The sequence below is a fragment of the Xylophilus sp. ASV27 genome (assembly GCF_016428875.1).
Lineage (GTDB): Bacteria > Pseudomonadota > Gammaproteobacteria > Burkholderiales > Burkholderiaceae_C > Xylophilus.
Window position 1 is genome coordinate 1 of sequence record NZ_JAELTO010000062.1, and the last position, 26958, is coordinate 26958.

The 26958-nt window shown below is 68.1% G+C and carries 28 protein-coding genes; 13 read left to right on the plus strand and 15 right to left on the minus strand.

All coding sequences use genetic code 11. The annotated features are described in order from the left end of the window. Positions 1-122 precede the first annotated feature (122 nt). Complete coding sequence (locus tag JHD63_RS13760) at positions 123-950, minus strand: class I SAM-dependent methyltransferase (protein ID WP_198971358.1); 828 nt, start codon at positions 948-950, stop codon at positions 123-125. 151 nt (positions 951-1101) lie between these two features. Between JHD63_RS13760 and JHD63_RS13765 the strand changes: the two genes are divergently transcribed. After that, a complete protein-coding gene (locus JHD63_RS13765; RefSeq protein WP_198971360.1) occupies positions 1102-1815 on the plus strand; it encodes a YebC/PmpR family DNA-binding transcriptional regulator in 714 nt (237 codons plus the stop codon). Positions 1816-1962: 147 nt separating this feature from the next. Here JHD63_RS13765 and JHD63_RS13770 read toward each other — a convergent pair whose 3' ends face one another. The 3 genes from JHD63_RS13770 to JHD63_RS13780 are packed head-to-tail and all read right to left on the minus strand — an operon-like array spanning position 1963 to position 5791. Then, positions 1963-2715 carry a sulfite exporter TauE/SafE family protein gene (locus JHD63_RS13770; RefSeq protein WP_233168126.1) on the minus strand — a complete coding sequence of 251 codons (753 nt, stop codon included), beginning with the start codon at positions 2713-2715 and terminating at the stop codon, positions 1963-1965. A 48-nt stretch (positions 2716-2763) separates the two neighbouring features. Beyond that, entirely contained in the window at positions 2764-4245 is a 1482-nt protein-coding gene (locus JHD63_RS13775; protein WP_198971363.1) for a gamma-glutamyltransferase family protein, read from the minus strand. A gap of 4 nt (positions 4246-4249) precedes the next feature. Continuing rightward, positions 4250-5791, minus strand: a complete 1542-nt coding sequence (locus JHD63_RS13780; RefSeq protein ID WP_198971365.1) for a hypothetical protein — start codon at positions 5789-5791, stop codon at positions 4250-4252. Between the two features lie 300 nt (positions 5792-6091). Here JHD63_RS13780 and JHD63_RS13785 point away from each other — a divergent pair, with 300 nt between their 5' ends. Genes JHD63_RS13785 through JHD63_RS13800 form a run of 4 tightly spaced genes read left to right on the plus strand, consistent with a single transcriptional unit; the run spans position 6092 to position 9499 of the window. After that, on the plus strand, positions 6092-7123 hold the full coding sequence (locus JHD63_RS13785; protein ID WP_233168128.1) for an ABC transporter substrate-binding protein: 1032 nt from the start codon (positions 6092-6094) through the stop codon (positions 7121-7123). After that, on the plus strand, positions 7123-7929 hold the full coding sequence (locus JHD63_RS13790; RefSeq protein ID WP_198971366.1) for an ABC transporter ATP-binding protein: 807 nt from the start codon (positions 7123-7125) through the stop codon (positions 7927-7929). The genes JHD63_RS13785 and JHD63_RS13790 overlap by 1 nt, the downstream gene beginning before the upstream one ends. Positions 7930-7931: 2 nt before the next feature. Continuing rightward, on the plus strand, positions 7932-8786 hold the full coding sequence (locus JHD63_RS13795; RefSeq protein WP_233168130.1) for an ABC transporter permease: 855 nt from the start codon (positions 7932-7934) through the stop codon (positions 8784-8786). Between the two features lie 23 nt (positions 8787-8809). Continuing rightward, positions 8810-9499 carry a cysteine hydrolase family protein gene (locus tag JHD63_RS13800; protein WP_198971368.1) on the plus strand — a complete coding sequence of 230 codons (690 nt, stop codon included), beginning with the start codon at positions 8810-8812 and terminating at the stop codon, positions 9497-9499. On the opposite strand, the gene JHD63_RS13805 is transcribed toward JHD63_RS13800, so the two are convergent. Genes JHD63_RS13805 through JHD63_RS13820 form a run of 4 tightly spaced genes read right to left on the minus strand, consistent with a single transcriptional unit; the run spans position 9496 to position 13319 of the window. Next, on the minus strand, positions 9496-10278 hold the full coding sequence (locus tag JHD63_RS13805; protein WP_198971369.1) for an SDR family oxidoreductase: 783 nt from the start codon (positions 10276-10278) through the stop codon (positions 9496-9498). The two genes, JHD63_RS13800 and JHD63_RS13805, sit on opposite strands and share 4 nt — an antisense overlap. An 11-nt stretch (positions 10279-10289) precedes the next feature. Beyond that, positions 10290-11315, minus strand: a complete 1026-nt coding sequence (locus JHD63_RS13810; RefSeq protein ID WP_198971370.1) for a 2Fe-2S iron-sulfur cluster-binding protein — start codon at positions 11313-11315, stop codon at positions 10290-10292. Between the two features lie 27 nt (positions 11316-11342). Further along, positions 11343-11822 carry a GlcG/HbpS family heme-binding protein gene (locus tag JHD63_RS13815; RefSeq protein ID WP_198971371.1) on the minus strand — a complete coding sequence of 160 codons (480 nt, stop codon included), beginning with the start codon at positions 11820-11822 and terminating at the stop codon, positions 11343-11345. A gap of 36 nt (positions 11823-11858) precedes the next feature. After that, positions 11859-13319 (minus strand): aldehyde dehydrogenase family protein, encoded by a 1461-nt coding sequence (locus JHD63_RS13820; RefSeq protein WP_198971372.1) that lies wholly within the window; start codon positions 13317-13319, stop codon positions 11859-11861. A gap of 196 nt (positions 13320-13515) precedes the next feature. Here JHD63_RS13820 and JHD63_RS13825 point away from each other — a divergent pair, with 196 nt between their 5' ends. The 6 genes from JHD63_RS13825 to JHD63_RS13850 all read left to right on the plus strand — a co-directional run bounded on the left by JHD63_RS13825 (position 13516) and on the right by JHD63_RS13850 (position 17023). Then, a complete protein-coding gene (locus tag JHD63_RS13825; protein ID WP_198971373.1) occupies positions 13516-14244 on the plus strand; it encodes a TenA family transcriptional regulator in 729 nt (242 codons plus the stop codon). A gap of 20 nt (positions 14245-14264) precedes the next feature. Continuing rightward, entirely contained in the window at positions 14265-14555 is a 291-nt protein-coding gene (locus JHD63_RS13830; RefSeq protein ID WP_198971374.1) for a 2Fe-2S iron-sulfur cluster-binding protein, read from the plus strand. A 116-nt stretch (positions 14556-14671) separates the two neighbouring features. After that, a complete protein-coding gene (locus JHD63_RS13835) occupies positions 14672-14974 on the plus strand; it encodes a ferredoxin (protein ID WP_198971375.1) in 303 nt (100 codons plus the stop codon). A gap of 16 nt (positions 14975-14990) precedes the next feature. Then, entirely contained in the window at positions 14991-15278 is a 288-nt protein-coding gene (locus JHD63_RS13840) for a 2Fe-2S iron-sulfur cluster-binding protein (RefSeq protein WP_198971377.1), read from the plus strand. 2 nt (positions 15279-15280) lie between these two features. Continuing rightward, a complete protein-coding gene (locus tag JHD63_RS13845) occupies positions 15281-16201 on the plus strand; it encodes an ornithine cyclodeaminase family protein (protein ID WP_198971379.1) in 921 nt (306 codons plus the stop codon). Positions 16202-16291: 90 nt separating this feature from the next. Next, on the plus strand, positions 16292-17023 hold the full coding sequence (locus JHD63_RS13850) for a GntR family transcriptional regulator (protein WP_198971381.1): 732 nt from the start codon (positions 16292-16294) through the stop codon (positions 17021-17023). A gap of 18 nt (positions 17024-17041) precedes the next feature. On the opposite strand, the gene JHD63_RS13855 is transcribed toward JHD63_RS13850, so the two are convergent. Continuing rightward, positions 17042-17374 carry a DMT family transporter gene (locus JHD63_RS13855; protein WP_198971383.1) on the minus strand — a complete coding sequence of 111 codons (333 nt, stop codon included), beginning with the start codon at positions 17372-17374 and terminating at the stop codon, positions 17042-17044. Positions 17375-17581: 207 nt separating this feature from the next. Next, the gene (locus tag JHD63_RS13860; RefSeq protein ID WP_198971384.1) at positions 17582-18928 is read right to left on the minus strand and encodes an MFS family transporter; all 1347 of its coding nucleotides are present in this window, start codon (positions 18926-18928) and stop codon (positions 17582-17584) included. A gap of 574 nt (positions 18929-19502) precedes the next feature. Here JHD63_RS13860 and JHD63_RS13865 point away from each other — a divergent pair. Both JHD63_RS13865 and JHD63_RS13870 read left to right on the plus strand, forming a co-directional pair. Then, complete coding sequence (locus JHD63_RS13865; RefSeq protein ID WP_198971386.1) at positions 19503-20231, plus strand: Lcl C-terminal domain-containing protein; 729 nt, start codon at positions 19503-19505, stop codon at positions 20229-20231. Between the two features lie 116 nt (positions 20232-20347). Continuing rightward, positions 20348-21304, plus strand: coding sequence for an Lcl C-terminal domain-containing protein (locus tag JHD63_RS13870; RefSeq protein ID WP_198971387.1), 957 nt, complete (start codon positions 20348-20350; stop codon positions 21302-21304). A gap of 181 nt (positions 21305-21485) precedes the next feature. Here the strand turns inward: JHD63_RS13870 and JHD63_RS24995 are convergent, their stop codons facing one another. The 5 genes from JHD63_RS24995 to JHD63_RS13895 form a co-directional block, all read right to left on the minus strand. Beyond that, on the minus strand, positions 21486-22058 hold the full coding sequence (locus JHD63_RS24995; RefSeq protein WP_198971389.1) for a cold-shock protein: 573 nt from the start codon (positions 22056-22058) through the stop codon (positions 21486-21488). A gap of 61 nt (positions 22059-22119) precedes the next feature. Further along, positions 22120-22878: a hypothetical protein gene (locus JHD63_RS13880; RefSeq protein ID WP_198971391.1), complete on the minus strand. Its 759-nt coding sequence runs from the start codon at positions 22876-22878 to the stop codon at positions 22120-22122. Positions 22879-22970: 92 nt separating this feature from the next. After that, positions 22971-23588: a response regulator transcription factor gene (locus tag JHD63_RS13885; protein WP_198971393.1), complete on the minus strand. Its 618-nt coding sequence runs from the start codon at positions 23586-23588 to the stop codon at positions 22971-22973. Then, positions 23585-25747: a PAS domain S-box protein gene (locus tag JHD63_RS13890; RefSeq protein ID WP_198971395.1), complete on the minus strand. Its 2163-nt coding sequence runs from the start codon at positions 25745-25747 to the stop codon at positions 23585-23587. Before JHD63_RS13890 ends, JHD63_RS13885 begins: the two co-directional genes overlap by 4 nt. 40 nt (positions 25748-25787) lie before the next feature. Beyond that, a partial coding sequence (locus tag JHD63_RS13895) for a solute carrier family 23 protein (protein ID WP_198971397.1) occupies positions 25788-26958 on the minus strand: 1171 nt, incomplete at its 5' end.

Sequence of the window (26958 nt, forward strand, 5' to 3'; positions counted from 1 at the left end):
GTGTGGGATGGGATGCAAGGCGCAAACCGCAGCCATAGCCGCAGCTATGGCGAGGATTTGCAACGCCGCAGACCGCCCACAGCAGGGATGCGCGACACGCGAGGGACTTGTTCAGCGTTGCCTTAGGCCTGCGGGTCGCCGCCTTCATGTCGCCCCGGCTGACGCTTCAGCGCCCGTGTTGCGAGAAAGGTCGGCATGAAGCGGTCGAGCACGAAGCGCGGATGGGGCTGCGCGTCTTCGTAGAACCCATCGATCAGGAAACCCGCCGCCAGTTGCCCGCCGATCAGGTCGCCGAGCGAATGGCCGAACACGAAGGCCTCGCCGTTCCGCCGCTTCTTCTCCAGCGCCTCCCGAGGGAGGGCATCCAGGTCGGCGTACGGCAGCTTGTACAGCGGACGCACCAGCCCTTGCGCCGCCAGTGACGGGTCGCGGTCGCCGATGAAGACCACCGGGTTGTAGAAGCTCGCCAGCAAGGCGCCGCCGGGGCGCAGTACGCGATGGCATTCGCGCCACACGGGACGGACATCGGGCACGTAGAGGTTGGAGATCGGGTGGAAGACGCAGTCGAACTGCGCATCGGCAAAGACGCCGAGGTCGCGCATGTCGCCCTGCACCGTCGCCAGTTCCAGGCCGTCGCGCTCGGCGACCCTGCGGTCCTGGCGGAGCTGCTCGTCCGACAGGTCGAACACCGTGACCCGCGCGCCGGCCGCCGCGAGCACCGGCGCCTGCTGGCCGCCCGCCGAGGCAAGGCAGAGAATGCGCCGTCCCCTGACGTCGCCGAGCCACCCCTCGGGCAGCGGGCGCGGGGTGAGGTGCACGCGCCAGTCGCCGTTGCGGGCGGCGGCGATCTGCTCGCTGCCGACGGGGCGCGACCACTCGCGCTCTTCGGCGGCCTGCCGATCCCAGGCGGCGCGGTTGTGGGAAAGAAAATCGATGCTGTCGTCGCGCATGAGGTCGTGGGCGTGAGATGGGCGGGGCGGGTTCGAGGATTGTGCGATCAGTCCGGCATGGGCTCCCGAAGGTTATAACCACGACCTCCCGGCCCCGACAGGCCGTCTCCCAACAAGCGTCGCCACGCACACCGAATCAAGGACACCACCCATGGGCGCCCAATGGAAAGCCAAAGGCAAGGCCGCCGCCGCAGACGCGCGCGGCAAGCTCTTCGGCAAGCTCGCCAAGGAAATCATGGTCGCTGCGCGCAGCGGCGCGGACCCGGCCGCCAACTCCAGGCTGCGGCTGGTGGTGGAGCAGGCGCGCAAGGCGTCCATGCCCAAGGACACGCTGGAGCGGGCCATCAAGAAGGGCGCGGGGCTCACCGGCGAGGCCGTGAACTTCGAGCATGTGATGTACGAGGGCTATGGCCCGCACCGCGTGCCGGTGATGGTCGAGTGCCTGACCGACAACGTGAACCGCACCGCGCCCGAGATGCGCGTGCTGTTCCGCAAGGGCCAGCTCGGCACATCGGGCTCGGTGGCCTGGGATTTCGACCACCTTGGCATGATCGAGGCCGAGCCCGCCACGCCGGGCGCCGACCCGGAGCTGGCCGCCATCGAGGCCGGCGCGCAGGATTTCGAGCCCGGCACGGACGAGGGCACGACCCTGTTCCTGACCGACCCGACCGACCTGGACCTGGTGAGCCGCGCGCTGCCGGCGCAGGGCTTCACGGTGCTGTCGGCCAGGCTCGGCTACAAGGCGAAGAACCCGGTCGATCCGGCCACGCTGAGCGCCGAGGCGCTGGAAGAGGTGGAAGCCTTCCTGGCCGCCATCGACGCGCACGACGACGTGCAGAACATGTTCGTGGGGCTGGGCGGCTGAGCGGACTGCCGCCCATCCGCCCGCGCCGCGCCGTGGTCAGCTTCGCAGGCCGGAGGGCTTGACCGCCGCCGGCCGGTCCGCCAGCGCGGGAATCTTGATCATGGCGCAGGGGTGAAGCGCGAGAGGGGTTGGCGGGCGTCGCCGCATTCAGGGCAGCAGCGAGCGCGCGAGGATGCCGAGGGCGCCCAGCGCCGCCAGCGACAGCAGGATGTTCCGCGTGCGGCGCGGGTCGACCCGGTGCGTGAGCCGGCTCGACAGCAGGAAGCCGCCGACCATGAAGGGCGACAGCGACAGGCCCAGCACCAGCTTGGCCACGGTGAAGTCGCCCACCGCCGCCAGCAGGGCCAACGACACGGCCGCGCCGACGCCGAAGATGCAGCCCAGGGAGGAACGCATCTGGGCTGGTGGCATGCCGTGCATCACCAATGCAAAGGGCGGTGCGCCGGCCGAGGTGATGGTGCCCATCAGGCCCGAGGCCACGCCCGCCGCAGCGATGTTGCGCTGGCTCGGCCGCAAGCTGCGGCCGGCCACGCTCAGGCCCACGCCGGCCAGGATCATGAGCGCGAAGGTCACCGCGAGCAGGCGTTGCGAGAACACCGCCATCACGCCGGCGGCGGCCAGCGTGCCGGCCACGCGCCCGGCCAGCGCGCTGCGCACCGCCTGCCAATCAATGGACTGGCGCTCGCGCAGGGCCGACAGCCCGGAGAGCGAGCCCCCCAGCACCAGCAGCGGGCCTGGCGCAAGCTCGGGAAAGAAGAGCCCCGCCACTGGCGCGGAGAACATGGCAAAGCCCAGGCCGCCCACCCCCTGCAGGAAGGCTCCAGCGGCAATCACCAGGCCCATGCACGCATAGCGCAGCAGGCTGAGGTCGAGGGTGTCGAGCAGGGCAAGCGTGTGCATGGGGGTAAGGCGGGACGCGGAACCAGGAGGAAGGAGACGCGCCGTGCGCTACCAGCCCGCCGCCAGGCCGTCCTTGCGCTTGTCGGAGGCGCCTGCCAGCCGGCCGTCGGGCAGGCGCATGGCCCACTGGGCGCCGCCGAAGTCGCTGCGGCCGCCCAGTTCACCCACGCCAGCCGGATCGGCGTAGCCCGCCGCGCGCAAGGCCCGGGTGACGGGCTCGGGCGTGCCGGCCTCGAGAGCCAGGGCCGACGCGGACTCGAGCCGCCAGCGCGGCGCGTCCAGCGCCGCCTGCAGCGGCTCGCCCCAGGCCGCCACACGCAGCAGCAGTTGCAATTGGCCCTGCGGCTGCATGGCGCCCCCGACCACGCCAAAGGCGGCGTGGAAGCGCCCATCGCGCAGCGCAGCACCGGGCACCACCGTGTGGTAGGGGCGCTTGCCCGGCGCGGGGCCGTTGAGGTGGCCGGGCCTGGAGAAGCCGAAGCCGCGGTTCTGCAGCACGAAGCCGCAACCCGGTGCGGCGATGCCGGAGCCAAAGCGCTTGAAGACGCTGGTCATCAGCGTAACGGCCAGGCCGTCGCCGTCGACCACCACCGTGCAGACGGTGTTGCCGCCGGGGTCGGCCACGGTCTTCTGTGCCCACTGCATGGCTTCGTCCATGGCCTGCACGGCGCGCACCGTGGTCTGCGGGTCGGTGGGGTCCAGTGCCTGTGGCGAGAGCGTATCCAGCGCCCGCAGCACCGCCACGCCGTGCGTGTTGGGCGGGCATTCGAGCACCGTCAGGCCCCGGAACTGCGTGGCGGCCGGCGCGCAGAAGTGGCCGCTGTGCGTGTGGAAGTCCTGCTCGGACAGCACACCGCCCAGGGCCTGCACGTTGGCGGCGGCGGCGCGTGCCGGCGTGCCCTGGTAGAAGGCATCGGGGCCGTCCACGGAAATGGCCTGCAGCACGCGGGCCAGCGCCGGGTTGGCAAAGCGCGTGCCGGCCTGGGGTGGCGTCTGCGCCTGGTAGAGCGCGCTGCTGGCCGCGTCACGCAGCAGCACCTTGGCAAACAGCGCCCATTCACGGGCGCACACCGGGGCCACGGCAAAGCCGTCGCGGGCGGCGGCGATGGCGGGCTGCAGCAGCTCGGCCCAGGGCAGGCGGCCGAAGCGTACGTGCATGTCGTGCCAGCCGCGCACCGCGCCGGGCACCGTCACGGCGTAGGGATGCCGCTCTGGGATGCGCGCGTCGGGCAGCGCCGCGACGAGCGCGGCATGCAGCCCGGCGGGGGCCCGGCCGGTGCCGTTGTAAGAGACGGGGGTGCCGTCGGCCTGCACCACCATGGCCAGCATGTCGCCGCCGATGCCGGTGGCCATGGGTTCGACCACGCCCAGCACGGCGTCGGCCGCAATCGCCGCATCCACCGCGCTGCCGCCGGCCCGCAGCACGCGCTGCGCGGCCTGCGACGCCAGGGGGTGGCCGGTGGCCACCATGCATTCGGCACCCTGCACGCCCATGGCGGACGGCAGGGGTGCGTCTGGACGCCCCGGCATGCGGTCAGCTCCAGAGGAACACCGCGCAGACCGTGGCCACCAGCAGCCCGCTGACCACGGGCACCAGCAGCGCCCGCACCGCCGAGAGCACCGGCACGCGGGCAAAGCCCGCCACGGCGATCAGCGAGGACCAGGCCACCAGCGTGCCGCCGCCGGTCCACACCGCGCCCATCTGGCCGATGGCCGCCAGCGTGGCCGCGTCCATGCCGGCGGCAGGAGCCAGCGCGCCGGAAAGCGAGCCGGTCAGCGGCAGGCCGGCGAAGCCCGAACCGTCGATGCCGGTGATCATGCCGACGATCAGGATGCCGAAGGCCACGAACAGGTGGCTCTGCGGAATCAGGTGTTCGGCCGCCTGGATCAGTTCGAACAGCAGGTGGGGCGGGGTAGTGCCCTGGGCGATGTTGAGGATGGGGCCGGCGGTCTCGCCCGCGCCGATGAAGAAGAAGCCCGCGATCGGCAGCACCGAGCCCATGGCCTTGAAGGCGAAGACGAAGCCGCTGGTGATGTGGTCGGCGCTGACGTCGAGCATGCGGCGCGGGCCTTCGGCCGCGAGCGAGGCCAGGATCATCAGCAGGGCGGCCATGCCGCCCACCAGCGTGGCCGCCTCGCCGCCGCGCAGCGGCGGCAGCGAGGGCATGAGCTTGGGCGCGATCATGGTGAAGATCACCGCCAGGAAGGCCACGGGCGTCAGCACCGCGAACAGCTTTGACCAGCCGATACGGCGTTGCGACACGGCGGAGAGTTCGCCTTCGACCTGCGCGTCGCTCAGCAGCGGGCCGCGGCCGTCGGTGCCGCGCGCCAGTTCGGCCTTGTCGAAGGTGCCGGCATCTTCCAGGCGCGCCGTCTCGCTGCCGCTGGACTGCGCCTGCCAGGCCACCAGCAGCGCATTGCTGGCGGGCCTGATCTGCCTGCGCAGCGAAAGGTAGCCCAGCGTCAGCGCGATGCCGCCGACGATCAGCGACAGCACCAGTGCGCGATCGGCCACCACGGCCGCGCTGACGGCCGCGCCGGCGGCCTTGGCGCTGATGCCGGGCGCCACGCCGATCACGTAGTCGGACGACAGCGCCATGCCCTGGCCCGCGATGGCGATCGCCACGGCGCCGGCCAGCGGCGGCAGTCCGGCCGCGATGGCCGCCGGCAGCAGCACCGCCGAGACCAGCGGCACGGCCGGCGTGGGCCAGAAGAACAGCGAGATGAAGTAGGTGATGCCGGCCAGGATGAAGTAGGCGGTGTGGCCGTTCTTCATGACCGCGCGGAAGGGCTCGACCATGCGGATGTCCGAGCGCAGTTCCTTGAGCGCATTCAGCAGCGCCGTCATCAGTGCGATCACCAGGAAGATGTTGAACAGCTCCTTGGCCGCCACGAAGCTCGCGGTGAAGATGCTCCCCAGGGCTGTGACGGGGCTGTGCGACCAGGCCAGCGCGACGCAGAAGGTGGCAAGGATGGATGGCACGACCACGTTGGCGCGAAAGATCATCGTCAGGACGATGACGCCGACCCCCAGGAGATAGACCCAGTGGGCAGCGGTGATGGCGGTGGAGTCCATGGAGAAGGAAACCTCGTGGTTGGGTTGATGCAGAGCAAGGTATCGCGCGATTGCGGTATACAGTATTCCAATCACGCAAAAAATGAGCCATGCGGGAAAACCCACTCCGCGTTGCCATGGTCGTTCCGAAAAGGTGCGGTTACGATCGATATCACGCACGGACGCCGCCAAAAATGCAGGTTTGGCCCCAGGTCAGTGCATTGAGGGATGTGCAGATCGGGCCTCTACCAGCCCTATGCAGAAGCCGGTTGGCTTGCATTTTGCATACTGTATTGAGTTTCCCCCACGCTCTGGAGGCCTATGTTCAATTCGTACATCCATATGCCGGCGCTGCTGCGCCGCCTCGCCCCCGCCCTGGTGGCCGTCGGCCTGCTGGCTTCGGCCGCGCAGGTCGGCGCCCAGCCGGCCAGGCCGCCGACCAAGGTGCGGTACGAGGAAGTCATCCGCTCCGTGCTGTATCTGCCGATGTATGTCGCGTTGCAGCGCGGCTACTTCCGGGACGCAGGCCTGGACGTGGCCATGAAGACCTCCCAGGGCACGGACAAGGGCATGGCCGCCCTCCTGTCCGGCAGCGCCGACATCGTGCTGATCGGCCCCGAGGCCTCCGTATACGTCGCCAACAGCGAATCTCCGGTCAAGCCGAAGATCTTCGCCGGGCTCACTGCCACCGACGGTTTCCTGCTGATGTCGCGCAAGCCGGCCAGTGGACCGTTCAATTGGAACCAGCTCAAGGGCAAGTCGCTCATGTCCTTCCGGCCGGGGTCCAACCCCGACGTATTCCTGGAAGCGGCCTTGCGCAAGCACGGTCTGGACCCGAAGAAGGACCTGAAGCTGGTCAGCAACATCGGACCCGCTGCGCGCACCGGTGCCTGGCTGGCCGGCCAGAACGACTACGCGATCTTCCTCGAGCCCGAGGCCGGCAACCTGGAGAAGGACGGCACTGGCTACGTGATGGCCGCCATCGGCAACGAGGTCGGGCCGGTCGACTACACCGTGTTCACCACCACCGACGTCTACATGCAGAAGAACCCCGAGGTGCTGCAGGCCTGGACCCGCGCGGTGGCCCGCGCCCAGAAGTACGTACAGACCGCCCCGGCGGGCGACCTGGCCGCCCATGTCGCGGAGTACTTCCCCGGCGTATCGCAGCCCGAGCTGGTGCGTGCCATCGAGCGCTACCGCGGCTACAAGCTCTGGAAGACCACGCCCCTGGTCGAGAAGGCCGCCACCGACCGGCTACAGGACATGCTCTCCGCCAGCGGCGTGCTCGACGCCGGCAAGCGCGTGAAGTACGAGCAGATCGTGGTGACCGACTTCGCCTCGAAGGTCGACTGATGGGCCGCTCCCTCCAGGACGGCGCGGCGCTGCCGCGCATCGACGTGCGCAACGTCGGCCTGCGCTACTTCACCCCGCAGGGCGAGACCCAGGCCATCGACGACATCTCGCTGGCGGTGGCGCCGGGCGAATTCGTCAGCATCATCGGCCAGTCGGGCTGCGGCAAGAGCACGCTGCTGTCGATCATCGCCGGCATCCTGGAGCCCTCCTCGGGCAGCGTGACGGTCGACGGGCGCCCGGTCAGCGGGCCTTCGCCCAGCATCGGCTACATGCTGCAGCAGGACTACCTCTACGAATGGCGCACGATCCTGGACAACGCGCTGCTCGGCGCGCAGATCCAGAAGCGCGACCCGCGCGAGGCCCGCGAGCGCGCCATCCACCTGCTGCACAAGTGCGGCATGGGCGACTTCCTGCACCATTACCCGCGCCAGCTCTCCGGCGGCATGCGCCAGCGCGTGGCGCTGGCGCGCACGCTGGTCACCAACCCCGACGTGGTGCTGCTGGACGAGCCGTTCTCCGCGCTCGACTCGCAGACCCGCCTGGCCATCGCCGACGAGGTGGTCGAGGTGCTGCGCAGCGAGGGCAAGTCGGTGGTGCTGGTGACGCACGACATCGGCGAGGCCATCGCCATGACCGACCGGGTGGTGGTGCTGTCGCGCCGGCCCGGGCGCATCAAGTCCGAGCACCGCATGCTGTTTCCCAGCCATGGCCGGCGGCCCACGCCGTTCGAGGTGCGCGGCCTGCCCGAATTCAACCGTTACTTCAGCACGCTCTGGGACGAGCTCGACGTGCACGTGGAGGGCTGAGCATGACCGCCGACATCGACACCGCTCCTGCCATGGCCCTGCCGGCAGCCACCACGCCCGCGCGCGTGCCGAGTCCCGCGTACGCACGCTGGCTGCGCCGCCAGCGCCGCGAGAAGACCCTCGTGGTGGTGGGCCGGCTGCTGCTGCTGGTCGCCTTCTTCGGGCTGTGGGAACTGCTGGCGCGCACCAAGGTCGTCAACCCGATGCTCACCAGCTACCCCAGCGCGCTGTGGCCGACCTTCCTCGACCTGCTGCAGAACGGCAGCCTTCTGACGCACACCTGGGCCACCTTCCGCGCCACGCTGGTCGGCTTCGTCCTGAGCATGGTATTGGGCATCGCGATCGCCGCCGGGCTCTGGTGGTCGGACTACGCCAACAAGGTGCTCGACCCGTTCCTGGTGGTGGCCAACGCCATGCCCAAGATCGCCTTCGTGCCCATCCTCTACATCTGGCTCGGCTCCGAGTACTCGGTGTACGGCATGGCGGTGGCCATTGCGCTCTTCGTGACCATCATGGTGGTATACGAGGGCTTCCAGGCTATCGACCCGAACAAGATCAAGCTCGCCACCACGCTCGGCGCCAGCCGCGCGCAGGTGCTGCGCCTGGTGGTGCTGCCGGGCAGCGTGCCGACCATGATCGCGGCGCTCAAGATGAACATCGGCCTGTCGCTGGTGGGCGTGATCGTGGGCGAGTTCCAGTCGGCCAGCGAGGGACTAGGCTTCCTCATCGTCAACGGCAGCCAGGTCTTCAAGCTCAACGTCGTCATGACCGCCATCGTGGTGCTCGCGCTGATGTCGGCGCTGATGTATCTGGTCGTTTCCCGCGTGGAGAGCCGGCTGTCGCGCCGCTACGGCTGACACGCCGCACGAAGGAGCATTCCATGGATTTCCCCGCCTGGATCGTCGAGCGCGTGGTGGCGCGGCAGGGCTGCCTGCATCCCCACGGGCACTTCGACGCGAACCGCACCGCCTTCGTGGTGGTCGACCTGCAGAACTACTACACCCAGCCCGGCTACCAGGGCGAATGCGCATCTTCGCGGGCCACCTTCGGCAAGGTCAACCAGTTGGCCAATGCCTTGCGCGACGCGGGCGGTACCGTGGTCTGGGTGCAGACCTGCTCGGACGGTGCCGAGCGCTTCTGGTCGCACCACCATGCCCGCATGCTGACACCCGAGCGCAGTGCGCGGCGCTTGCGTGAACTCAGCCGGTCGCACCAGGGCTTCGAGCTTGCCCCCGGTCTCGACGCCAGGCCCGAGGACCCGCGCGTGGTCAAGCGCTGCTACAGCGCGCTGGTGCCGGGCTCGTCCACGCTGCACGAGGTGCTGCAGGCGCGCGGCATCGAGACCGTGCTGGTGGGCGGCACGGTGACCAACGTCTGCTGCGAATCCACCGCACGCGACGCGATGATGATGGACTACGCCACGGTGATGGTGGAAGACGCGCTGTCCGCCGTCACGCCCGAGGAGCACGTGCAGTCGCTGCACAACTGGATGCTGTTCTTCGGCGACGTGCTGCCGGTGGCCGGGGTGGTCGAGCGCCTGGTCGCAGCACCCGTGCCGGCCGAGGCCTAGAAGGTCCCCGGATACGCCCCGCCGTCGATCATCAGGCTCTGCCCGGTGATGTAGCCGGCCTGTGCCGAGCACAGGTAGGCGCAGAGTCCGCCGACTTCGGCCGCCTCGCCGAAGCGGCCTGCGGGGTTGTCGCGGCCGCGCTCGTCCCACAGCTGCTCGAAGCTCTTGGTCTCGCCCTTGGCGATCATCCCCTCGATGTGGTGCCGCTGCGCATCGGTGGCGAAGGCGCCGGGCAGGATATTGTTGATCGTCACGTTGCGCCGCACGGTCTGGCGCGCCACGCCGGCGACGAAGCCCACGAGGCCCGAGCGGGCGCCGTTGGACAGGCCCAGCTCGGCCGCAGGCGTCTTCACGCTGCGCGAGACGATGTTGACGATACGGCCAAAGCCGCGCTCCAGCATCGGGTCCACCGTGCGCCGGATCATCTCGATCGGGCCGACCATCATCGCGTCCAGCGCCGCGTGCCAGTCCTCGGGCGTCCATTCGCGGAAGTCGCCGGGCGGGCGGCCGTCGGCGTTGTTCACCAGGATGTCGGGCGCGGGGCAGGCGGCCAGCGCGGCATCGCGCCCGGCGGCCGTGGTGATGTCCGCCACCACCCAGCCTACCGGCGTGCCGGCCTGTGCCGTCAGCTCGGCCGCGGCCTGGCGCAGCGTGGCTTCGGTGCGCGCGGCGATCACCACGCGCACGCCCTCCAGGGCCAACTGCTGCGCACAGGCGCGGCCCATGCCGCGGCTGCCGCCGAAAACCAGTGCGCCGCGGCCTGCGATGGCGAGGTCCATGGCGAGGTCCGTCAGGCCAGCGCCGCCGCCTGCGGCGCGGCGGCCGATTGAAAGGTGAAGCTGTCGCTGTACATATGGTCGATGCTGGCGTTGCGCGCCAGGAACTCCCGCTTGGCGTCGGCGATCATCGCGGGCGAGCCGCAGAGGTAGATCGCGTGCTCCGACAGGTCGTCGAAATCCTCCAGCACCGCCTGCTGCACGTGGCCGCGCCGGCCCGTCCAGCCCGCACCCGCGCGCGACAGCACCGGCACGTAGCGGAACTCGCACAGGCGCTCGGCCCAGCGCATGATCTCGTCGTGCAGGTACAGCCCGGCCTCGCTGCGCATGCCCCAATACAGGCTCACGGGCGGGCAGTCTTCGCAGTCCATCAGCGACTCGAGGATGCTCTTGATCGGGGCCAGGCCGGTGCCGGTCGCCACCATGATGAGCGGCCGGTAGTCTTCCTCGTGGTAGCAGAAGGTTCCCAGCGGCAGTTCAACCGGCAGCGTGTCGCCGGGCCGCAGTTGCGTGGCGTGCCCATTCGTGAAGCGGCCCTGCGGGATGCGGCGGATGTGGAAGTCGATGGCGCGCGGGTGCGGCCGCGAGGCCATCGAGAAGCTGCGGTGCCCGCCCTCGGGCAACTGGATGTTGACGTACTGGCCGGCACGATACAACAGCTGCGCCCCGGGCGGCAGTTCCAGCGCCAGGTGCAGCACGTCCTCCCCGATCGCGCGCACCGAGGTCACTGTGGCCATGTGGCGCGCGGGCTCGGAGCAGGGCGCGAGCCGGCGCGCCGGGCTGATCGCCAGGTCGCTCGTGGCGCGCGCCTGGCAGGCCAGCGCATAACCCTCGGCCGCCTCTTCGGGCGACAGTCCCGGGGGGAAGTCCTCATAGGCCACGCTGCCCGTGGCGATCTTGACGCGGCAGGTGCCGCAGCTGCCGAACTGGCACTCGTGCGGCAGCCGCAGTCCCTGGCGCAGGGCGGCGTCGAGGAGGGATTCGTCCGGCGCTGCATCGAACGCTTCGCCGGTCTCCAGCAGATGGATGCGATGAACCATGCTCAACTCCACGGGCTTGGGGCTGCCTTACTTCTTGATGTCGGCCTCGACCAGCACGGCGTGGCCCTGCGGCGCGAGCCGCTCGTGCAGCGCCTGCAGCGCGGCCACGCCGCACTTCGTGTCCTGCTCGCCGTTGCCGCCCGACAGGCCGATGCCGCCGATGACCGCGCCGTCCACCACGATCGGGAACCCCCCCACGAAGGCCGCGAACCGGCCCTCGAAGCTCAGCTGGATGCCGAAGGCCTCGTTGCCGGGCAGCGCCGGCCCGTTGGGCGGCGTGGTGAAGAGATGGGTCGAGCGCTTGTGCCCGGCCGCGGTGAAGGCCTTGTTCCAGGCGATCTGCGGGCCGGTGATGCGGGCGCCGTCCATGCGGTCCATGGCGATCGGATAGCCGCCGTCGTCGGCGATGCAGATGGTTTCCAGGACGCCGATCTCCTGCGCCTTGCGGATCGCCGCGGCGATCATGTGGCGGGCTTCTGCGAGTTCGAGCTTGAGTGCGGTTTTCATGGGCGCGTAGGGAGAGAAAAGGTGGGGGAAAGGAAATCAGCAGCCGCGGTACACCGTCTTGATCTGGGTGTAGAACTCGAGCCCGCCGCGGCCGGACTCGCGGAAAGTCGAGGTGCTGGAGCACTTGAGACCGCCGAAGGGCGCGTTGATCAGGTTCCCGGTGGTCGTACGGTTGATCTTGACGGTGCCCGACTCGATGTCGTGCGCGAAGGCGTGCGCGTAGCGCGCGTTGCGGGTGCAGATGGCGGCGGACAGGCCGTATTCGGTATCGTTGGCCTGGGCCAGCGCGTCGGCGTAGTCGGCTACCTCGATGATCGTCAGTACCGGCCCGAAGATCTCCTCGCGCGCGATGCGCATCTGCTGCGTCACCCCGCCGAACACCGCGGGCGTCACGTAGTAGCCGTGTGCGTAGTCGCCTTCCGTCAACTGCTCGCCGCCGCACAGCAGGCGGGCCTCGGTCCTGCCGATGGCGATGTAGTTCAGCACCGACCTGAGCTGGCTGGCAGTGGCCAGCGGGCCCACGTCCATGCCCTTGATGAGGCCGCTGCCCACCTTCAGCGATTTCACCTTGGCCACCAACTGGTCGGTGAAGGCCTGCAGCACCGGCTTGGCCACCAGGATGCGGCTGGTGCCGGTGCAGGCCTGGCCCGACAGCGACAGCCCGCCCTTGACCGCGAGGTCCACCGCCAGGTCGAGGTCGGCGTCCTCCATCACGATCAGCGGGTTCTTGCCGCCGAGTTCCATCTGGGTGCGGGTGGTGAGGCCGGCGCCGCGGTGGATCTGTTCGCCCGCCGCCGTGGAGCCGGTGAACGAGATGGCGCGCACGGCGGGGGCCGTCGTCAGCACCGGGCCGACCTCGCTGGCGCGGCCGGTGATGAAGTTGATGACGCCGGCCGGCGCGCCGCCGCGCACCAGCGCCTCGGTCAGGCGCAGGCCCGACAGCGGCGCCTCTGACGAGGGCTTGAAGACGACGGTGTTGCCCATGATCAGCGCGGGCGCGATCTTGCGGGCAGGAATCGATACCGGGAAGTTCCACGGCGCGATCACCGTGACCACCCCCAGCGGCTCGCGCTGCGTGTAGACCACCATGTCCGGGTCGTCCTGCGGAAAGGTCTCGCCGGAATAGGACTGGCCCTCGACCGCGTAGAAGCGCAGCGTCTGCGCCGCGCGCAGGAACTCGTCGCGCGCCATGCCCAGCGCCTTGCCTTCCTCGCGCGTCAGTTCTTCGGCGAAGCGGTCGGCGTGGGCTTCGAGGTAGTCGGCCGCCGCCATCAGCACCTTGGCGCGCTGGGTGACCGGCGTCTTCCTCCAGGCGGGGAAGGCGGCCTGCGCGGCGTCCACCGCCTCCTGTGCGTCCTCGGCGCCCGAGGCCTGGAACAGCCCGAGCGTCTCGCGGCTGTCGGCCGGGTTGGTGTCGGCGAACGTCGCGCCGCTGCGACAGGGCTTCCAGACGCCCGCGATGCAGTTGTCGAAGGTGGGAGTGGCTGCTTGGCTCATGGGGATGGGGACGACGCGGACATTGATAAGAGAGAATACTGTATACCAATTGGATTTTGCGGACAACAAGGTTTAACTGTAGGAGTGCTCATCGCCTGCCCACTTGATGATGGGAAATTGTTGGTATACAGTATTCCGAATGGTCCTGCGCTGGGCCATTTCCTGCCCAACCCCTAGCCGCCTTCAGGAGCCCGCCATGTCCGCATTGATGTCCCGCGATGAATTCCGTACCGCCCTCGAAAACGCCATCAAGGGCAAGAGCGCGAACAAGTCCCCGTTCAGCCTGGCCTGGGCCCATGGCACCCTGAGCCGCGAACATCTGGCGCGCTGGGCCGAGAACCACTACCACTACGTCGGCCCCTTCGCCGATTACCTGGCCTATGTGTACGCCCGCATGCCGGCGCAGCACGTCGAGGCCAAGGACTTCCTGCTGGCCAACATGTACGAGGAGGAGATCGGGGGCGACCGCCATACCGACCTGCTGATCCGCTTCGCCGAAGCCTGCGGCACCACGCGCGAGCGCGTCCTCGATGAAGAGAACATGTCTCCCACCACCCGCGCCCTGCAGGCCTGGTGCTATGCGGTGGCCATGCGCGAAGACCCGGTGGTGGCGGTGGCCGGCCTGGTGGTCGGCCTGGAGTCGCAGGTGCCCTCCATCTACCGCAAGCAGACCCCCACGCTGCGCGAGAAATACGGTTTCACGGATGAGGAGGTCGAGTTCTTCGACCTGCACATCGTCTCCGACGAGATCCATGGCGAGCGCGGCTACCAGATCGTGCTGGAGCTGGCCAACACGCCCGAGCTGCAGCAGCGCTGCCTGAAGATCTGCGAAGTCGGCGCCCAGATGCGCCTGCTCTATACCACCGCGCTCTACCACGACTATGTGGCCCTGCCCTCCGAGCAGGAAGAGGCCGTCGCGGCCTGATTCCGGTCCGCCCGATTCCCATGCCCCGCGTCGTGTTCCACAAGAACGGCCAGACCTTCGAGGACGAGGTCAAGGAAGGCTCCAATCTGGTCGTCCGCGCCGGCATCAAGCAGTTTCCGTTTCCGCACCTGAAGTACCAGTGCGGAATGGGCAAGTGCGCCACCTGCGCCTGTCTGGTACTGGCCGGCGCCGAGCGGCTGCCGCCGCCCAACTGGAAGGAAAAGAAGCAACTTGGCGAGCGGCTGGACTCCGGCTGGCGCCTGGCCTGCCAGCTCTGGCTGGAACACGACATCGAACTGCGGCAGGACTAGGGCGTGTCATCCTTCATTGCGCGAATGTCAATGAAGGAATACACGCCCTGGAGAGATGAAACACCCCCAGGCTGCGGACCCTTTGTGTCGCATGCGCAGCGCCATGGATAACTGACATGTACCTCGTCATCACGAGCAAGCCCGGCCAGTTCCGCACCGAGACCGGCGCGGGCCTGGAACCGGTCGAAAGCTACGACTACCTCTTCTGCGGGCGCACCAAGGCGCGCTTCGTGATCGCCGAGCTGACCGGTGATCTGGCCGCCACCCGGGTGCGGGTGGTGGACGAATCCGGCGAGCCCTCGGTCAATCTGGTGCCCGCCAAGTTCCTCGAACGCTTCGAATCGGTGGCCCAGGCGCGCGGCGCGCTCAGGCACCTCACCTCCTTCGGCTCCATCGACACCGCGCTGGTCCGGGTCTGAATTTCCTCCCTCGCCCATGGTCCAGATCACCTTCATCACCAACGGCTCGATGCTCGTGCAGGCGCCCGAGAACAGCAATCTGCTGCGGGTGTCGCTGCGCGCGCAGGCCGGCATTCCGTTCAAGTGCGGCGGCGGCTTGTGCGGCACCTGCAAGTGCCGCATCGAGACCGGCCTGGAGCACACCGACAAGGTCAAGCCCAAGGAGCGCAAGCACCTGAGCGATGCCGACCTCGAGGCCGGCTACCGCATGGCCTGCCAGACCTTCGTCAACGGCGACATCGCAGTGTCCTGGGAGAGGAAGTAGGCATGCGCCACATCACCGACGCCATGATCGACGCGGCCCTCACCCCGGCCGATGCCCAGGCCGTGCTGCGCGATGCGCTGGAGCGGCTCGGCCGCGGCGAGGCGGCGATGCAGGAGCGCATCCGCACCGAAGCCGGCGGCGTCAAGCTGTCCACGCTGGGCGCGGTGATCCCGGGCCAGAGCGTCGCCGGCGCCAAGGTCTATACCACCATTGCCGGGCAGTTCAACTTCGTCATCCTGCTGTTCTCCACCGAGGACGGACGGCCGCTTGCCTCCCTCGATGCCGGCGCCATCACCCGCCTGCGCACTGCCGCGTGCTCGGTGATCGCCGCCCGCCACCTCGCACGCCCGCACGCGCGGCGCCTGGGTCTGCTGGGCTGCGGCGTGCAGGGCCAGGCCCATGCGCTGCAGATGTCGGCCGCCTATGCGCTGAGCGGCATCCGGGTGTTCGACCCCCATGCCGCGGCCGACACCATCGCCATGCTGCAGCGGCGCTGCGGCGTACCCGTCGAGCGGTGCGCCACCGCGGAAGCGGCGGTCGCCGACGCCGACATCGTGGTCACCGCCTCGCGCTCCACCGAGCCCCTGTTCCGCGGCGAGCACCTGCCGGCAGGCTGCTTCGTCGCCGCCATCGGCTCGAGCCTGCCGCACACCCGCGAACTGGACGACACCGCGCTGCGCCGCGCCTCGCGCATCGCCGTCGAATGGAAGCCGCAAACCCTGCGCGAGGCCGGCGACCTGGTGCGTGCCGCGCCCGACGCGCTGCTGCCCGAGGGCAAGCTGGTCGAACTCGCCGACCTGGTCACCGGGCACGCGCCCGGCCGGCTCGGCGCGGAGGAGATCACCCTCTACAAGTCGGTCGGCATCGGTCTGCAGGACGTGGCCCTCGCGGGCCTCGCGTGGCGCCGGCTGGCCTGCGGCTGAGGCCTGGGGCGCACGGGGCGCGCCTCTACAATGGGCCCCCTGTTTCTCCACCCCCGCGGCCGCTCTGGCGCTGCCGCACTCCTGGCGACCATGTCCGACACCGCAACGTTCAGCAGTCCGGCAGAGGCCATCCCAGCCCACGCCCCGACTGCCTTGCCCAGCCTGGGCGAGCAGCACGCGTCGCTCTTCGCCATCGTCACCGATGCCCTGCGCCGCAAGATTCTCGACGGCGAATACCAGCAGGGCGACCGCCTGGTCGAAGGCCGGCTCTCCGAGCAACTGGGCGTCTCGCGCATCCCGGTGCGCGAGGCGCTGCGCGCCCTCGCGTCCGAAGGTTTGGTGCGCATCGAACCGCGCCGCGGCGCCAGCGTGGCCAGCGTCTCCGACCAGTTGGCCAGGGAACTGGTGGAAGTGCGCACCACGCTGGAAAGCCTCAACGCCCGCCTGTCCGCCGAGCGGCGCAGCGACGCCATGGTGCAGCGCCTGCGCAGCCTGCTGGCCCAGGGCCGCGAGGCGGCAGCCGAAAGCCGCATAGACAGCCTGGTGGCGGTCAACGCCCAGGTGCACGATCTGGTGGCCGAAGGCGCCGACAACAGCGTGCTGGGCGACATGACCAAGGCGCTGCGCGACCGCACGGCCCTGCTGTTCGCGCCCATCAACCGCGCCCGCGCCCAGGAGAACTGGGCAGACCACTCGCGCATCATGGAAGCCATCATTGCCGGTGACGCGGAACTGGCGGCCTTGCTGGCCGCCCGCCACGTCACCACCGCGGCCAAGGCCTACGAAGCCCACCATGCCGGCGCGCAGCCCCGCGCGTCGTGAAGGTGCGCGCGAACCCTGTCAGTGCGCCTTCGAGAACAGGTTCATGACGATCACTCCCGCGACCACCATGCCCATGCCCAGCAGGGTGGGCAGGTTCAGGCTCTCCTTGTAGTACAGCCAGCCGACGAGCGATATCAGCACGATGCCCACCCCCGACCAGGTGGCGTAGACCACGCCGGTGGGCAGCGCCCGGAGCGTGAGCGACAGGAAGTAGAAGGACGTGGCGTAGCCCAGCACCGTCAACACGCTGGGCAGGGGCCGCGTGAAGCCGTCGGTCGACTTCAGTGCGGCGGTGGCCATCACCTCGCTCAGGATGGCGATGGCCAGAAAGACGTAGTTCAGGTAGCCCATGGAAATCCCCGTTGCGCGCAGGCGTGTGCTGCTGGAAGCGGTGGATTCTAGTCAAAAGTGCTTGTAGCCCAGAATCTGTCTGGGCTTATAGCTATCTATTTGATAGTGCTTCCGTTGTGCCGGGTTCGGAGGCCGGGGCGAACTCCCGGCCCCCGCAGCCAGCAAGGCCCACAGCGCAGGGATATCCCAAGCGCCTCGAAGAAAAGGCTACTTGTCGTCATGCAGATAAGTAGCCTGCCGCGGCAGCAGCAGGCTGACGCAGAACGCCACCCCCATCATCCCCGTCACGTACCAGTAGAAGTACGACTCGTGCCCGAGCGACTTCAGCCCCAGCGCCACATACTCCGCGCTGCCGCCGAAGATCGCATTGCCCACCGCATACGACAGGCCCACGCCCAGCGCGCGCACCTCGGGCGGGAACATCTCGGCCTTCACGATGCCGCTGATCGAGGTGTAGAAGCTCACCACCGCCAGCGCCAGCGTGATCAGCACGCCGGCCATCAGCGGGCTGCCCACGCTTTGCAGGTGGGTCAGCACCGGCACCGTCATCATCGCGCCCAGCGCGCCGAACAGCAGCATGTTGGTGCGCCGGCCGATGCGGTCCGACAGCGCGCCGAACAGCGGCTGCATGCACATGTAGAGGAACAGGCAGGCCGTCATCACGCCGCTGGCGGTCTTGACCGACATGCCGGCCGAGTTCACCAGGTACTTCTGCATGTAGGTGGTGAAGGTGTAGAAGATCAGCGAGCCGCCCGCCGTGTAGCCCAGCACCACGAAGAAGGCGCGCTTGTGGTGCCTGAACAGCTCACCCATGGTGCCCGCGCCCTTGGCCGCGCGGGTCTTGGTGCTGGCGGTCTCGGTCAGCGTGCGGCGCAGCAGCAGCGCCACCACGGCGGCCAGGGCGCCCAGCACGAAGGGAATGCGCCAGCCCCAGGCCTTCAGATCCGCCTCGTCCAGCACCTGCTGCAGCAGCACCACCACCAGCACCGCCAGCAACTGGCCGCCGATCAGGGTCACGTACTGGAAGGACGAGAAGAAGCCGCGCTGGCCGCGCATCGCCACCTCGCTCATGTAGGTGGCCGTGGTGCCGTACTCGCCGCCCACCGACAGGCCCTGCAGCAGCCGCGCCAGCAGCAGCAGCGCCGGCGCGGCCGCGCCGATCTGCGCATAGGTCGGCAGGCAGGCGATCACCAGCGAGCCCACGCACATCATCACCACCGAGGTCACCATCGAGGTCTTGCGCCCCTTGCGGTCCGCGATGCGGCCGAACAGCCAGCCGCCGATGGGCCGCATCAGGAAGCCCGCGGCGAACACGCCCGCGGTGTTGAGCAACTGCACCGTCGGGTCCGATTGCGGGAAGAACGCCGGCGCGAAGTAGATCGCGCAGAAGGCGTAGACGTAGAAGTCGAACCACTCCACCAGGTTGCCGGACGAGGCGGCAAAGATCGCGAAGATGCGCTTGCGCTTCTCTTCGAAGGTGTAGGGCGTGTGGTCGGTCGCCGCGTCCGGGCCTGAGGCGCCGGCGCTGGCACTTGCGCTGGTGATGGCAGTCATGGGGAGGTCCTTGTCTCTGGCCGCGGCCCGCCGTGGGGCCGCGTAAAACCGTGGCGGCGAGTCTCGTCCGCCGCCGCCCGCCTGTCGTCCGTAGCTGCCGGGCGGGGGGCTGCGTAGGGGTACGCAAGGGTTAATACCTAGGGCAACGCTGAACAAATCCCTCGCGTGTCGCGCATCCCTGCCGTGGGCGGTCCGCGGCGTTGCAAATCCTCGCCATGGCGGCGGCCATGGCTGCGGTTTGCGCCTTGCATCCCATCCCATACCAGGGCGCGCGCCATCGCGGGACTTATTCAGCGTCGCCCTGGTGGGCTTCCGGCGTGTGCGCCTCGGGACTGCTTTGATTCCGCGCAACCGGGGGCGGCTGGCGGTACTAATGTCGGAGACAGTTCTGCTTCAGGCCAGAAGCGTTCAGTCGCCTAATCGCGCCAAAGCCGGCATTCAAACCGCAGCCCAAGGGTAAACACCATGCCGCCCGTCCCTCGATTCAACTGTGCCAGTGATACGCAAACTTACAGCAAAAATAATCAACTCGGATCAATCTGAAACCCGCCTCCATCGCGGAAAGTTGCCTGCCATGATCCTCATACATCGGGTTTATCTTTCACACCCCATTGCTTTTCATGGCGCGCTGCCGGCACGCCTTGGTGCTCACGGCAGGCAATGGCGGGCAATCCTGCTCGTGTTGGGAGGCGCGGCCATGGGGCTGCATGCCGCCCACGCCCAGACCGCACCGCTCAACGACACCGGCCAAACCAAGTGCTATGCCCGTTCGACGGACGCCACCGACTGTGCAAGCGCCAATGCAGCCTTTCCCGGGCAGGACGCCCGCTTTGGCCGCGATGCAGCGCAGGTCAATGGGCAATTGAAACCGGCCAAGAGTGGGGGCGGCAACGCGGGTTTTGATTTCACGGCGTTGGAAGCGAATGGAACTGTCACCACCACGCTGGGCGGTCACGAATGCGTGCGCGATAACGTCACGCGGCTCATATGGTCCACCGAATCCATACTCGCGGTTAATTGGGAACAAGCCGGCGCACGGGTGGCCACATATAAGCGCTGCGGCCACGGCGACTGGCGCCTCCCCACCCGCCGCGAACTGCTCTCCATCGTGGACTACGCCCGTAGCATGCCAGCCATCGATAGCAATTACTTTCCCAATACCCGGAGTGGCCCTTACTGGACGTCTGAAATGTATGCAAATTTCCAGATCTACGCATGGATGGTCGATTTCACCAGTGGCGAATCCTCCTCCTACTACACGCCCGCTACCAACCAAGTTCGCCTGGTGCGAAGCGGACAGTGATTCTCTGCGCGGATTCAAAACTGAAGCGCAACGCCCGCAATCCGCCGGCTTCAAGCGCCGGGCTTTGTGGCGTGCTGGAGCGGCAAAGCGCTGAACTTTCCTTGGAGAGGATGGGCATGACTACAAAGTTCAAACGGCTATGCAAGCAGGCTTTGCCACCTCTGGTGATGGCACTGAACGCGCCTTGGGGCATGGCCGCGTCGTTCTCAGTGACAGACAACGGGGCAACGGTCACCGATGAAGCCACCGGCCTGGTATGGGATCGCTGTGCCTACGGTGGCAGCTACGTGGGTGATAAAGATAGTGGGACATGCAATGGCACCTTTCTCAACATCCCGTGGGCAGAGGCCCTCAAAAAAGCCGAGGAAGCCAACGGTGCCAGATATCTGGGCTACTCCAATTGGCGTTTGCCGAACGTCAAGGAGCTCGAATCCATAATGGATCCGTCCACAATCAATCCTGCTATTGACGCCACTTTTTTTCCGAATACGCCGCAGGGCTTGTTTTGGACATCTACAACTTTTTCGCCTCTCCAGTCCACCGCCTGGTGCGTCAAGTTCGACAGTGGCTATATCCAAGCCTCCGACAAGACCATTGCCCGCCTGGCTCGCTTGGTGCGAAGCGGACAATCTTCCTATTTTTATGATGGTTTGACGCCTCCATCCTTCATGTCGGCACTGGCGGTGACGCCAAGCACCCCGGATGCAACCCAGGCCAAGGCTACGGCAACGGTGGATCAGTCGGGTACCGGGTATTGGATGGTGAAAGCGAAAGCAGGCCCCGCACCTACTGTCCAAGAGTTGATCGACAAAAATCAAACCGTGACGGTAGCTGCTGGGGAGCCAGTCAGTATTTCTCTGGCCGCTTTGACCCCCGGCGAGCGCTATACGTTGTATTTCATCGCCAAGAATGCGGCTGGTGCGGTGCAGACTGCATTCAGTACCGAAGATTTCACCCAGTCCCAGTCCTCGCCCACCCCTGTGCCGCTGTTTGGCGCGCTGTGGGAGAAGCTGTTGCTGTCTCTGATGGTGGTGGGCGTGTCCGCACTGTGCTTGCGTATGCGCAGGGCCTGATCGCCGACGGATTGCCCTGCGCCTTGACCGCGCCCCTATACCCGAATGGCGCTTATTTTGGCTCGCAGCCATTGCAGCCGCGGGCAAGTGCTTGAAAGCAAAGAGGGGGTGACTGGCCCCCTGGGTCGGTAGGATGGTTGGTTAAGCCACACCGCGAAGCGGCGTCGGCTTGAATGAACTGTCAATCACAATGGCGTACGAGTACGTCCAGAAGTGCCCTGACACGCGACGCAATACGGGGCCGCTTGGCGAGGAAATTTGCAACGGGTGGCGAAAAGCGGTAGTACGCCTTTATGAACATACGCCCCAGCCAAAACCGCCTGAGCGTATTGTCCCGAAAGCGCCGCAAAACAACCACCTCGGGTGCGCTCGCGCTTCCATACACCGCACTGGCCACGAAGCACTTCTTGGTGAAATCCTTATATACGCCGCCACAAAACGGGCAAAGTGAGTGGCGGATTGATCCATGGTCGATGACGATGCGCGGCACCATATTCTTTTGACAGTGAGGGCAGGTCACCCGGTCATCAGAGCGATGGTGCGCAGATGATGACGTTGTCTTCTTGATGATGACCACGTTGCCTGCACGCGGCCCTTTATGGCCTTGATGGTGCTCGAAGGTGACGGAGTCGCCATTGCTTGGAAGATCCGCTCCAACCACATCCCTGACGGCGAAGTAGCGATCTGTGCCGTCTGTGCCCGTCACAAATCCGTAGCCCTTGTCGGCAGAAAACCACTTGACTTGTCCTTCCACGAAGTCTCCTGTTTATCGCGAACGTAATCTAGATTGCACCAAGCCGCAGGCCTCTGCTTGCCTAGCACGGCGCCGTGATCCTGCTTCCGTCGGCGAACACAATGACCTCGGGTTCCCAGACCATGGTGAACTTGCCATCCGGCAGTTCGCCGAACTTCTCGTCCTTGTTGCCCGCGATTGAGTTCAGCGACCGTGAGTCACGCCAAACACTGGCAGCACCAGCCTGGATACCTTCGTCGTCAGGCACACGAAAAACTGACAGTTTGTCACCGAAGAGGTCGACAGCCGTGACGCGGCCCTTGAAGCCGGCAATGTCTTTCCCGGACTGATTTTGAAATGCGAATGCGACGGTGAGGTGGCGGTCCATCCCGAAGCCGCTGAGCCCCTTTTGGCTCTTGACTTGTTTTTGCTCGAGCGAAACCGAAACAGCGCTGCGCAAGGCGGCCAGAGCGGCTTCGCTCTCGGCCTTTTCGCGGGCCAGGCGCGCACGCTTTTCAGCCTCATCCGCCTGCTGCCTGGGGACGAATTGCCGCTGGTCATCAATCGCCGCACCAATCGTCAGACCCTGCGGTATTGCGGGCCCGCTCGATGCTCCACCCGCCAAAGCAGCAAAAAAACCTCCAACCTGTCCAATCAACCTTCTGGCGACATACGCATTGAACATATTGCGCTCGTCCTCGGTCAATTTCTCCAGTTGAGGCTGGATGGACTCCATCCGAGTGAAATCCTGCGGAACCACCGTGCTTTTTGGGTCCGAGCAGGCCCCAAAAAACAAAAGGCTCGCAGCAGCCAAGAGCAAGCCCGCAGTGCGCTTTTCCATCCCTACCTCCTTTGTGTACCTGATTGTAATGGCGTGCCAAAGTCCAGCGAATGGCGGCGACGCCAGTCAGGCCGCGGCCGCCCCCGCACCCCCTACACCCCACTCTCCCTCAAGAACCGATCCAGCTGATGGCTGTTCACCAGCCCCAGCTTGGCAAACACATGCGCCCGGTGCGTTTCCACCGTGCGCTGCTCCAGCGGCGCGAGTTCCAGCGCGATCTGCTTGTTGGGCTTGCCTTCTGCCACGAGGCGGGCGACCTGCATTTCGCGGGGGGTGAGCTTGTTCCACAGCGCCAGCGCGGCCTGCCGGGCCTGGCGGCGCTGGGCGATGTCCTCGGCTTTTTCCAGGGCCTTGCCGATGCTGGCGAGCAGGCGCTCGTCGTGGCAGGGTTTCTCCAGCCAGCCGAAGGCGCCGTTCTGCACGGCCTCGACCGCCATGGGGATGTCGCCATGGCCGGAGAGGAAGATGACCACCAGCGGGCTGTCCTGCGCGCGCAGCGCGTCGAACACCTGCAGGCCGCTCATGCCGTCCAGGCGCAGGTCCAGGATGGCGCAGCCGGGGCGCTGCAGGTCGGCGCCGGCCAGGAAGTCTTCGCCGGAGGCAAAGGCCTGCACGGCGTAGCCGCGCGACAGCAGCAGGAGGCCGAGGGAGCGGCGCACGGCCTCGTCGTCGTCGACGATGCACAGGTGTCGGGCAAGGGCTGCGTTCACGGTGAGATTTCCAGTTCCAGGGTGAAGATCGTGCCGCCGCCGGCCCGGTTGGCGAATGACAGGCGGCCGCGGTGGGCCTCCACGATGGTGCGGCAGATGTTCAGGCCCAGGCCCAGCCCGCCGGCCTTGGTGGTGAAGAAGGGCGCGTAGATCTGCTCGGCCAGCGCGGCGTCGATGCCGCTGCCGCGGTCGGCCACGCGCAGGTGCATGCGGCCCTGGTGCACCTCGGCCTCGATCCCCAGCACGCGCTGCCCGGGCGGCGTGGCCTGCATGGACTGCAGGGCGTTGGTGAGCAGGTTGAGCAGCACCTGCTCCAGCAGCACGCGGTCGCCGCGCACGCCGGGCAGGCCGGCGGGCAGGCGCACCAGGGCGCGCGCCTGCTGCGCCCGCATCTCGCCGCGCAGCAGGGCCAGTACGTTGGCCACCAGGGCGGGCACGGCGCAGTCTTCCGCGCCGAGCGTGCTCTGGCGCACGAAGCCGCGGATGCGCCGCACGATCTCGGCGCTGCGCTGGGCCTGGGCCACGGTCTCGTCCAGGCTGCTGGCCAGCAGCGGCTGGTTGCCCTGCTCGGCAAAGGCCTTGGCGGCGCTGGCGAAGTTGCTCAGCGCCATCAGCGGCTGGTTCAGTTCGTGGGCCAGGGTGGAGGCCATCTCGCCCAGGCTGGCCAGGCGCTGCGCGTGCTGCAGCTGCTCCTCGTTCTGGCGCTGGCGCAGCTCGGCGCGCTTCTGCTCGGTGATGTCCACCACCGAGCTCATCCAGCCGCTGTGCGCGCCGCCCGCGTCGATCAGCGGCGCGGTGTAGACCATGGTGATCACCTCGTGCCCGTCGCGGTGCCGCAGGCGCGACTCGAAGCCCGAGCGCGCGGGCTCGCCGCTCATCATGGCCTGGTAGTGGCGCCAGTGCTCGGTGACGTCGTCGGGGTGCCAGTAGGGGTAGGGCGGCAGCCGGCCCAGCAGTTCGTCGGCGCCATAGCCGGTCATGGCGCAGAAGGCCGGGTTGACGTAGCTGATGCGGCCTTCGCGGTCGCGCGCGCGCATGCCCACCAGCAGCGAGTCTTCCATGGCCTTGCGAAAGGCGTGCGCCTCGTCCAGCGCGCGGGTGCGCTCGCGCACGCGCTGCTCCAGGTCGCGCCGCGCGTCGCGCTGTTCGGCGAAGCGGCGCTCGCGCAGTTGCCAGTACAGGCCGCCCAGCAGCAGCACGCCGGCGCCCAGCAGGCCCAGCATCCAGGCGCCTTCGCGGGCATGCTCCACCGGGGTGTAGTCGGCCATGACGGTCAGGGTCCAGCCCAGCTCGGGCAGGGGCTCGTCCAGCGCCAGGAAGCGGCGCGGCCGGCCGTCTATGCGGGTGCGCACCTGGTAGCCCGGGGCGTCCTCGCCGCGCTCCACCGTCCAGGGCAGCGGCGGGAAGTCGTGGCGCGCGCCGTACTGCTGGTGGCGCCGCACCGCGTCCAGGTCGGCGCGGCTCAGGGGCCGCGCGGCCTGGTACATCCAGCCCGGCACCGAGCCCAGGAACACGATGCCGTGCGCGTCGGTCAGCAGCAGCGGGTCGCGCACGAAGGCCCAGGCCTCCTGCAGCGGGCGCAGGCTGACCTTGGCCGTGACCACGCCGCGCACGCCGCCGTCCGCCGCATGCACCGGCGCCGACAGGAACAGCCCGGGCTCGCCCGTGGTCTGGCCCACGCCGTAGAACAGCCCGCTGCGCCCGGCCAGGGCGTCGATCACGTAGGGGCGGTTGGCATAGGACTCGCCGACGTAGCTCTGCGGCGCGGCCCAGTTGCTGGAGGCGAGCGTCAGGCCGTGCCGGTCGCTCAGGTACAGCGCATCCGAGCCGGCGCGGCGGTTGACTTCCTCGATGTAGCGGTTGGCGCGCTGGCGCAGCGCGGCGTCCTGCGGCTGCGCCAGCGCGGCCAGCAGGTCCGGGTGCTGGCCGGCGATGACCGGCAGGTAGCGGTACTTGGCGGCGGCGTCGCGTAGGCCCAGCGCATGGACTTCCATGGCGCGGCGGATCGCGTCGGCCTGCAGGCCGGCCTCGCGCCGCGCCGCCCACTGGCCGGCGGCGGCGGTGAGCAGCAGCGCCAGCGCCAGGGCGGCGGCCCAGGCGCAACGCGCGCGCCAGCGCGTGGGGCGCGTGGGGGGCGGCGGTGCGGGAGCTGACGGCATGGCAGGGCGGGCCGGCGGGGTGCCGGCGAGCCTGCTATTTTCAACTCCGCTGCGACCGGCCCAGCAGGGCCCAGAGCAGGATGGCGCCGAAGGTCGCGGTGCCGATGCCGCCCAGCGCGAACTGGCCGAAGCGCAGCGTGAAGTCGCCCGTGCCCAGCATCAGCGTGATCGCGGCCACGATCAGGTTGCGGTTCTGCGAGAAGTCGACCTTGTTGTCGACCCAGATCTTGGCGCCGGCCACGGCGATCAGGCCGAACACCACGATGCTCACGCCGCCCATCACCGCCAGCGGAATGGCCTGGATCACCGCGCCGAACTTGGGCGAGAAGCCCAGCAGGATGGCGATCAGCGCGGCCACCACGAAGACGGCGGTGGAGTAGATGCGGGTGGCGGCCATCACGCCGATGTTCTCGGCATAGGTGGTCACGCCGGTGCCGCCGGCCGTGCCCGACACCATGGTCGCCACGCCGTCGCCGATGAAGGCGCGGCCGATGTACGGGTCCAGGTTGCGGCCGGTCATGGCGGTGACCGCCTTCAGGTGGCCCAGGTTCTCGGCCACCAGGATGACGGCCACCGGCGCGATCAGCAGCATGGCGTTGGCGCTGAACACCGGCGTGGTGAAGCCCGGCAGGCCGAACCAGGCGGCCGCGGCCACGCCCGACAGGTCCAGCGGCTTGCCCAGGCCCAGGCCGTTGGTGAGCACCGCGTACAGCACGCTGGCCACCAGCAGGCCGACCAGGATCAGCAGCCGCTGCACCATGCCGCGCGTGAGCACCGCCACCAGCCCGACGCAGAGGAAGGTCAGCGCCTGCATCCATGCGTCGAAATTGGTCGGCGCCATGTTCTTCACCGGGATCGCGGCCAGGTTCAGCCCGATCACCGCCACCACCGCGCCGGTCACCACCGGCGGCATGAAGCGCTCGATCCAGCCGGTGCCCACCATCTGCACCACCAGCCCGATCAGCCCGTAGATCGCGCCGCAGGCCACGATGCCGCCCAGCGCCACGGCCAGGTTCGGGTTAGGGCCCTGGCCGGCGTAGCCGGTGGCGGCGATCACCACGCCGATGAAGGCGAAGCTCGACCCGAGGTAGCTCGGCACCCGGCCGCGCGTGAGCACGAAGAAGATCAGCGTACCGATGCCGCTCATCAGGATCGCGATGTTGGGGTTGAAGCCCATCAGGATCGGCGCCAGCACGGTCGAGCCGAACATG

What these genes read in the sequence shown, in the direction of transcription:
- JHD63_RS13760 (WP_198971358.1), bottom strand. Translation starts at nt 950, where the DNA reads ATGCGCGACGACAGCATCGATTTTCTTTCCCACAACCGCGCCGCCTGG.
- JHD63_RS13765 (WP_198971360.1), top strand. Translation starts at nt 1,102, where the DNA reads ATGGGCGCCCAATGGAAAGCCAAAGGCAAGGCCGCCGCCGCAGACGCG.
- JHD63_RS13770 (WP_233168126.1), bottom strand. Translation starts at nt 2,715, where the DNA reads ATGCACACGCTTGCCCTGCTCGACACCCTCGACCTCAGCCTGCTGCGC.
- JHD63_RS13775 (WP_198971363.1), bottom strand. Translation starts at nt 4,245, where the DNA reads ATGCCGGGGCGTCCAGACGCACCCCTGCCGTCCGCCATGGGCGTGCAG.
- JHD63_RS13780 (WP_198971365.1), bottom strand. Translation starts at nt 5,791, where the DNA reads ATGGACTCCACCGCCATCACCGCTGCCCACTGGGTCTATCTCCTGGGG.
- JHD63_RS13785 (WP_233168128.1), top strand. Translation starts at nt 6,092, where the DNA reads ATGTTCAATTCGTACATCCATATGCCGGCGCTGCTGCGCCGCCTCGCC.
- JHD63_RS13790 (WP_198971366.1), top strand. Translation starts at nt 7,123, where the DNA reads ATGGGCCGCTCCCTCCAGGACGGCGCGGCGCTGCCGCGCATCGACGTG.
- JHD63_RS13795 (WP_233168130.1), top strand. Translation starts at nt 7,932, where the DNA reads ATGACCGCCGACATCGACACCGCTCCTGCCATGGCCCTGCCGGCAGCC.
- JHD63_RS13800 (WP_198971368.1), top strand. Translation starts at nt 8,810, where the DNA reads ATGGATTTCCCCGCCTGGATCGTCGAGCGCGTGGTGGCGCGGCAGGGC.
- JHD63_RS13805 (WP_198971369.1), bottom strand. Translation starts at nt 10,278, where the DNA reads ATGGACCTCGCCATCGCAGGCCGCGGCGCACTGGTTTTCGGCGGCAGC.
- JHD63_RS13810 (WP_198971370.1), bottom strand. Translation starts at nt 11,315, where the DNA reads ATGGTTCATCGCATCCATCTGCTGGAGACCGGCGAAGCGTTCGATGCA.
- JHD63_RS13815 (WP_198971371.1), bottom strand. Translation starts at nt 11,822, where the DNA reads ATGAAAACCGCACTCAAGCTCGAACTCGCAGAAGCCCGCCACATGATC.
- JHD63_RS13820 (WP_198971372.1), bottom strand. Translation starts at nt 13,319, where the DNA reads ATGAGCCAAGCAGCCACTCCCACCTTCGACAACTGCATCGCGGGCGTC.
- JHD63_RS13825 (WP_198971373.1), top strand. Translation starts at nt 13,516, where the DNA reads ATGTCCGCATTGATGTCCCGCGATGAATTCCGTACCGCCCTCGAAAAC.
- JHD63_RS13830 (WP_198971374.1), top strand. Translation starts at nt 14,265, where the DNA reads ATGCCCCGCGTCGTGTTCCACAAGAACGGCCAGACCTTCGAGGACGAG.
- JHD63_RS13835 (WP_198971375.1), top strand. Translation starts at nt 14,672, where the DNA reads ATGTACCTCGTCATCACGAGCAAGCCCGGCCAGTTCCGCACCGAGACC.
- JHD63_RS13840 (WP_198971377.1), top strand. Translation starts at nt 14,991, where the DNA reads ATGGTCCAGATCACCTTCATCACCAACGGCTCGATGCTCGTGCAGGCG.
- JHD63_RS13845 (WP_198971379.1), top strand. Translation starts at nt 15,281, where the DNA reads ATGCGCCACATCACCGACGCCATGATCGACGCGGCCCTCACCCCGGCC.
- JHD63_RS13850 (WP_198971381.1), top strand. Translation starts at nt 16,292, where the DNA reads ATGTCCGACACCGCAACGTTCAGCAGTCCGGCAGAGGCCATCCCAGCC.
- JHD63_RS13855 (WP_198971383.1), bottom strand. Translation starts at nt 17,374, where the DNA reads ATGGGCTACCTGAACTACGTCTTTCTGGCCATCGCCATCCTGAGCGAG.
- JHD63_RS13860 (WP_198971384.1), bottom strand. Translation starts at nt 18,928, where the DNA reads ATGACTGCCATCACCAGCGCAAGTGCCAGCGCCGGCGCCTCAGGCCCG.
- JHD63_RS13865 (WP_198971386.1), top strand. Translation starts at nt 19,503, where the DNA reads ATGATCCTCATACATCGGGTTTATCTTTCACACCCCATTGCTTTTCAT.
- JHD63_RS13870 (WP_198971387.1), top strand. Translation starts at nt 20,348, where the DNA reads ATGACTACAAAGTTCAAACGGCTATGCAAGCAGGCTTTGCCACCTCTG.
- JHD63_RS13880 (WP_198971391.1), bottom strand. Translation starts at nt 22,878, where the DNA reads ATGGAAAAGCGCACTGCGGGCTTGCTCTTGGCTGCTGCGAGCCTTTTG.
- JHD63_RS13890 (WP_198971395.1), bottom strand. Translation starts at nt 25,747, where the DNA reads ATGCCGTCAGCTCCCGCACCGCCGCCCCCCACGCGCCCCACGCGCTGG.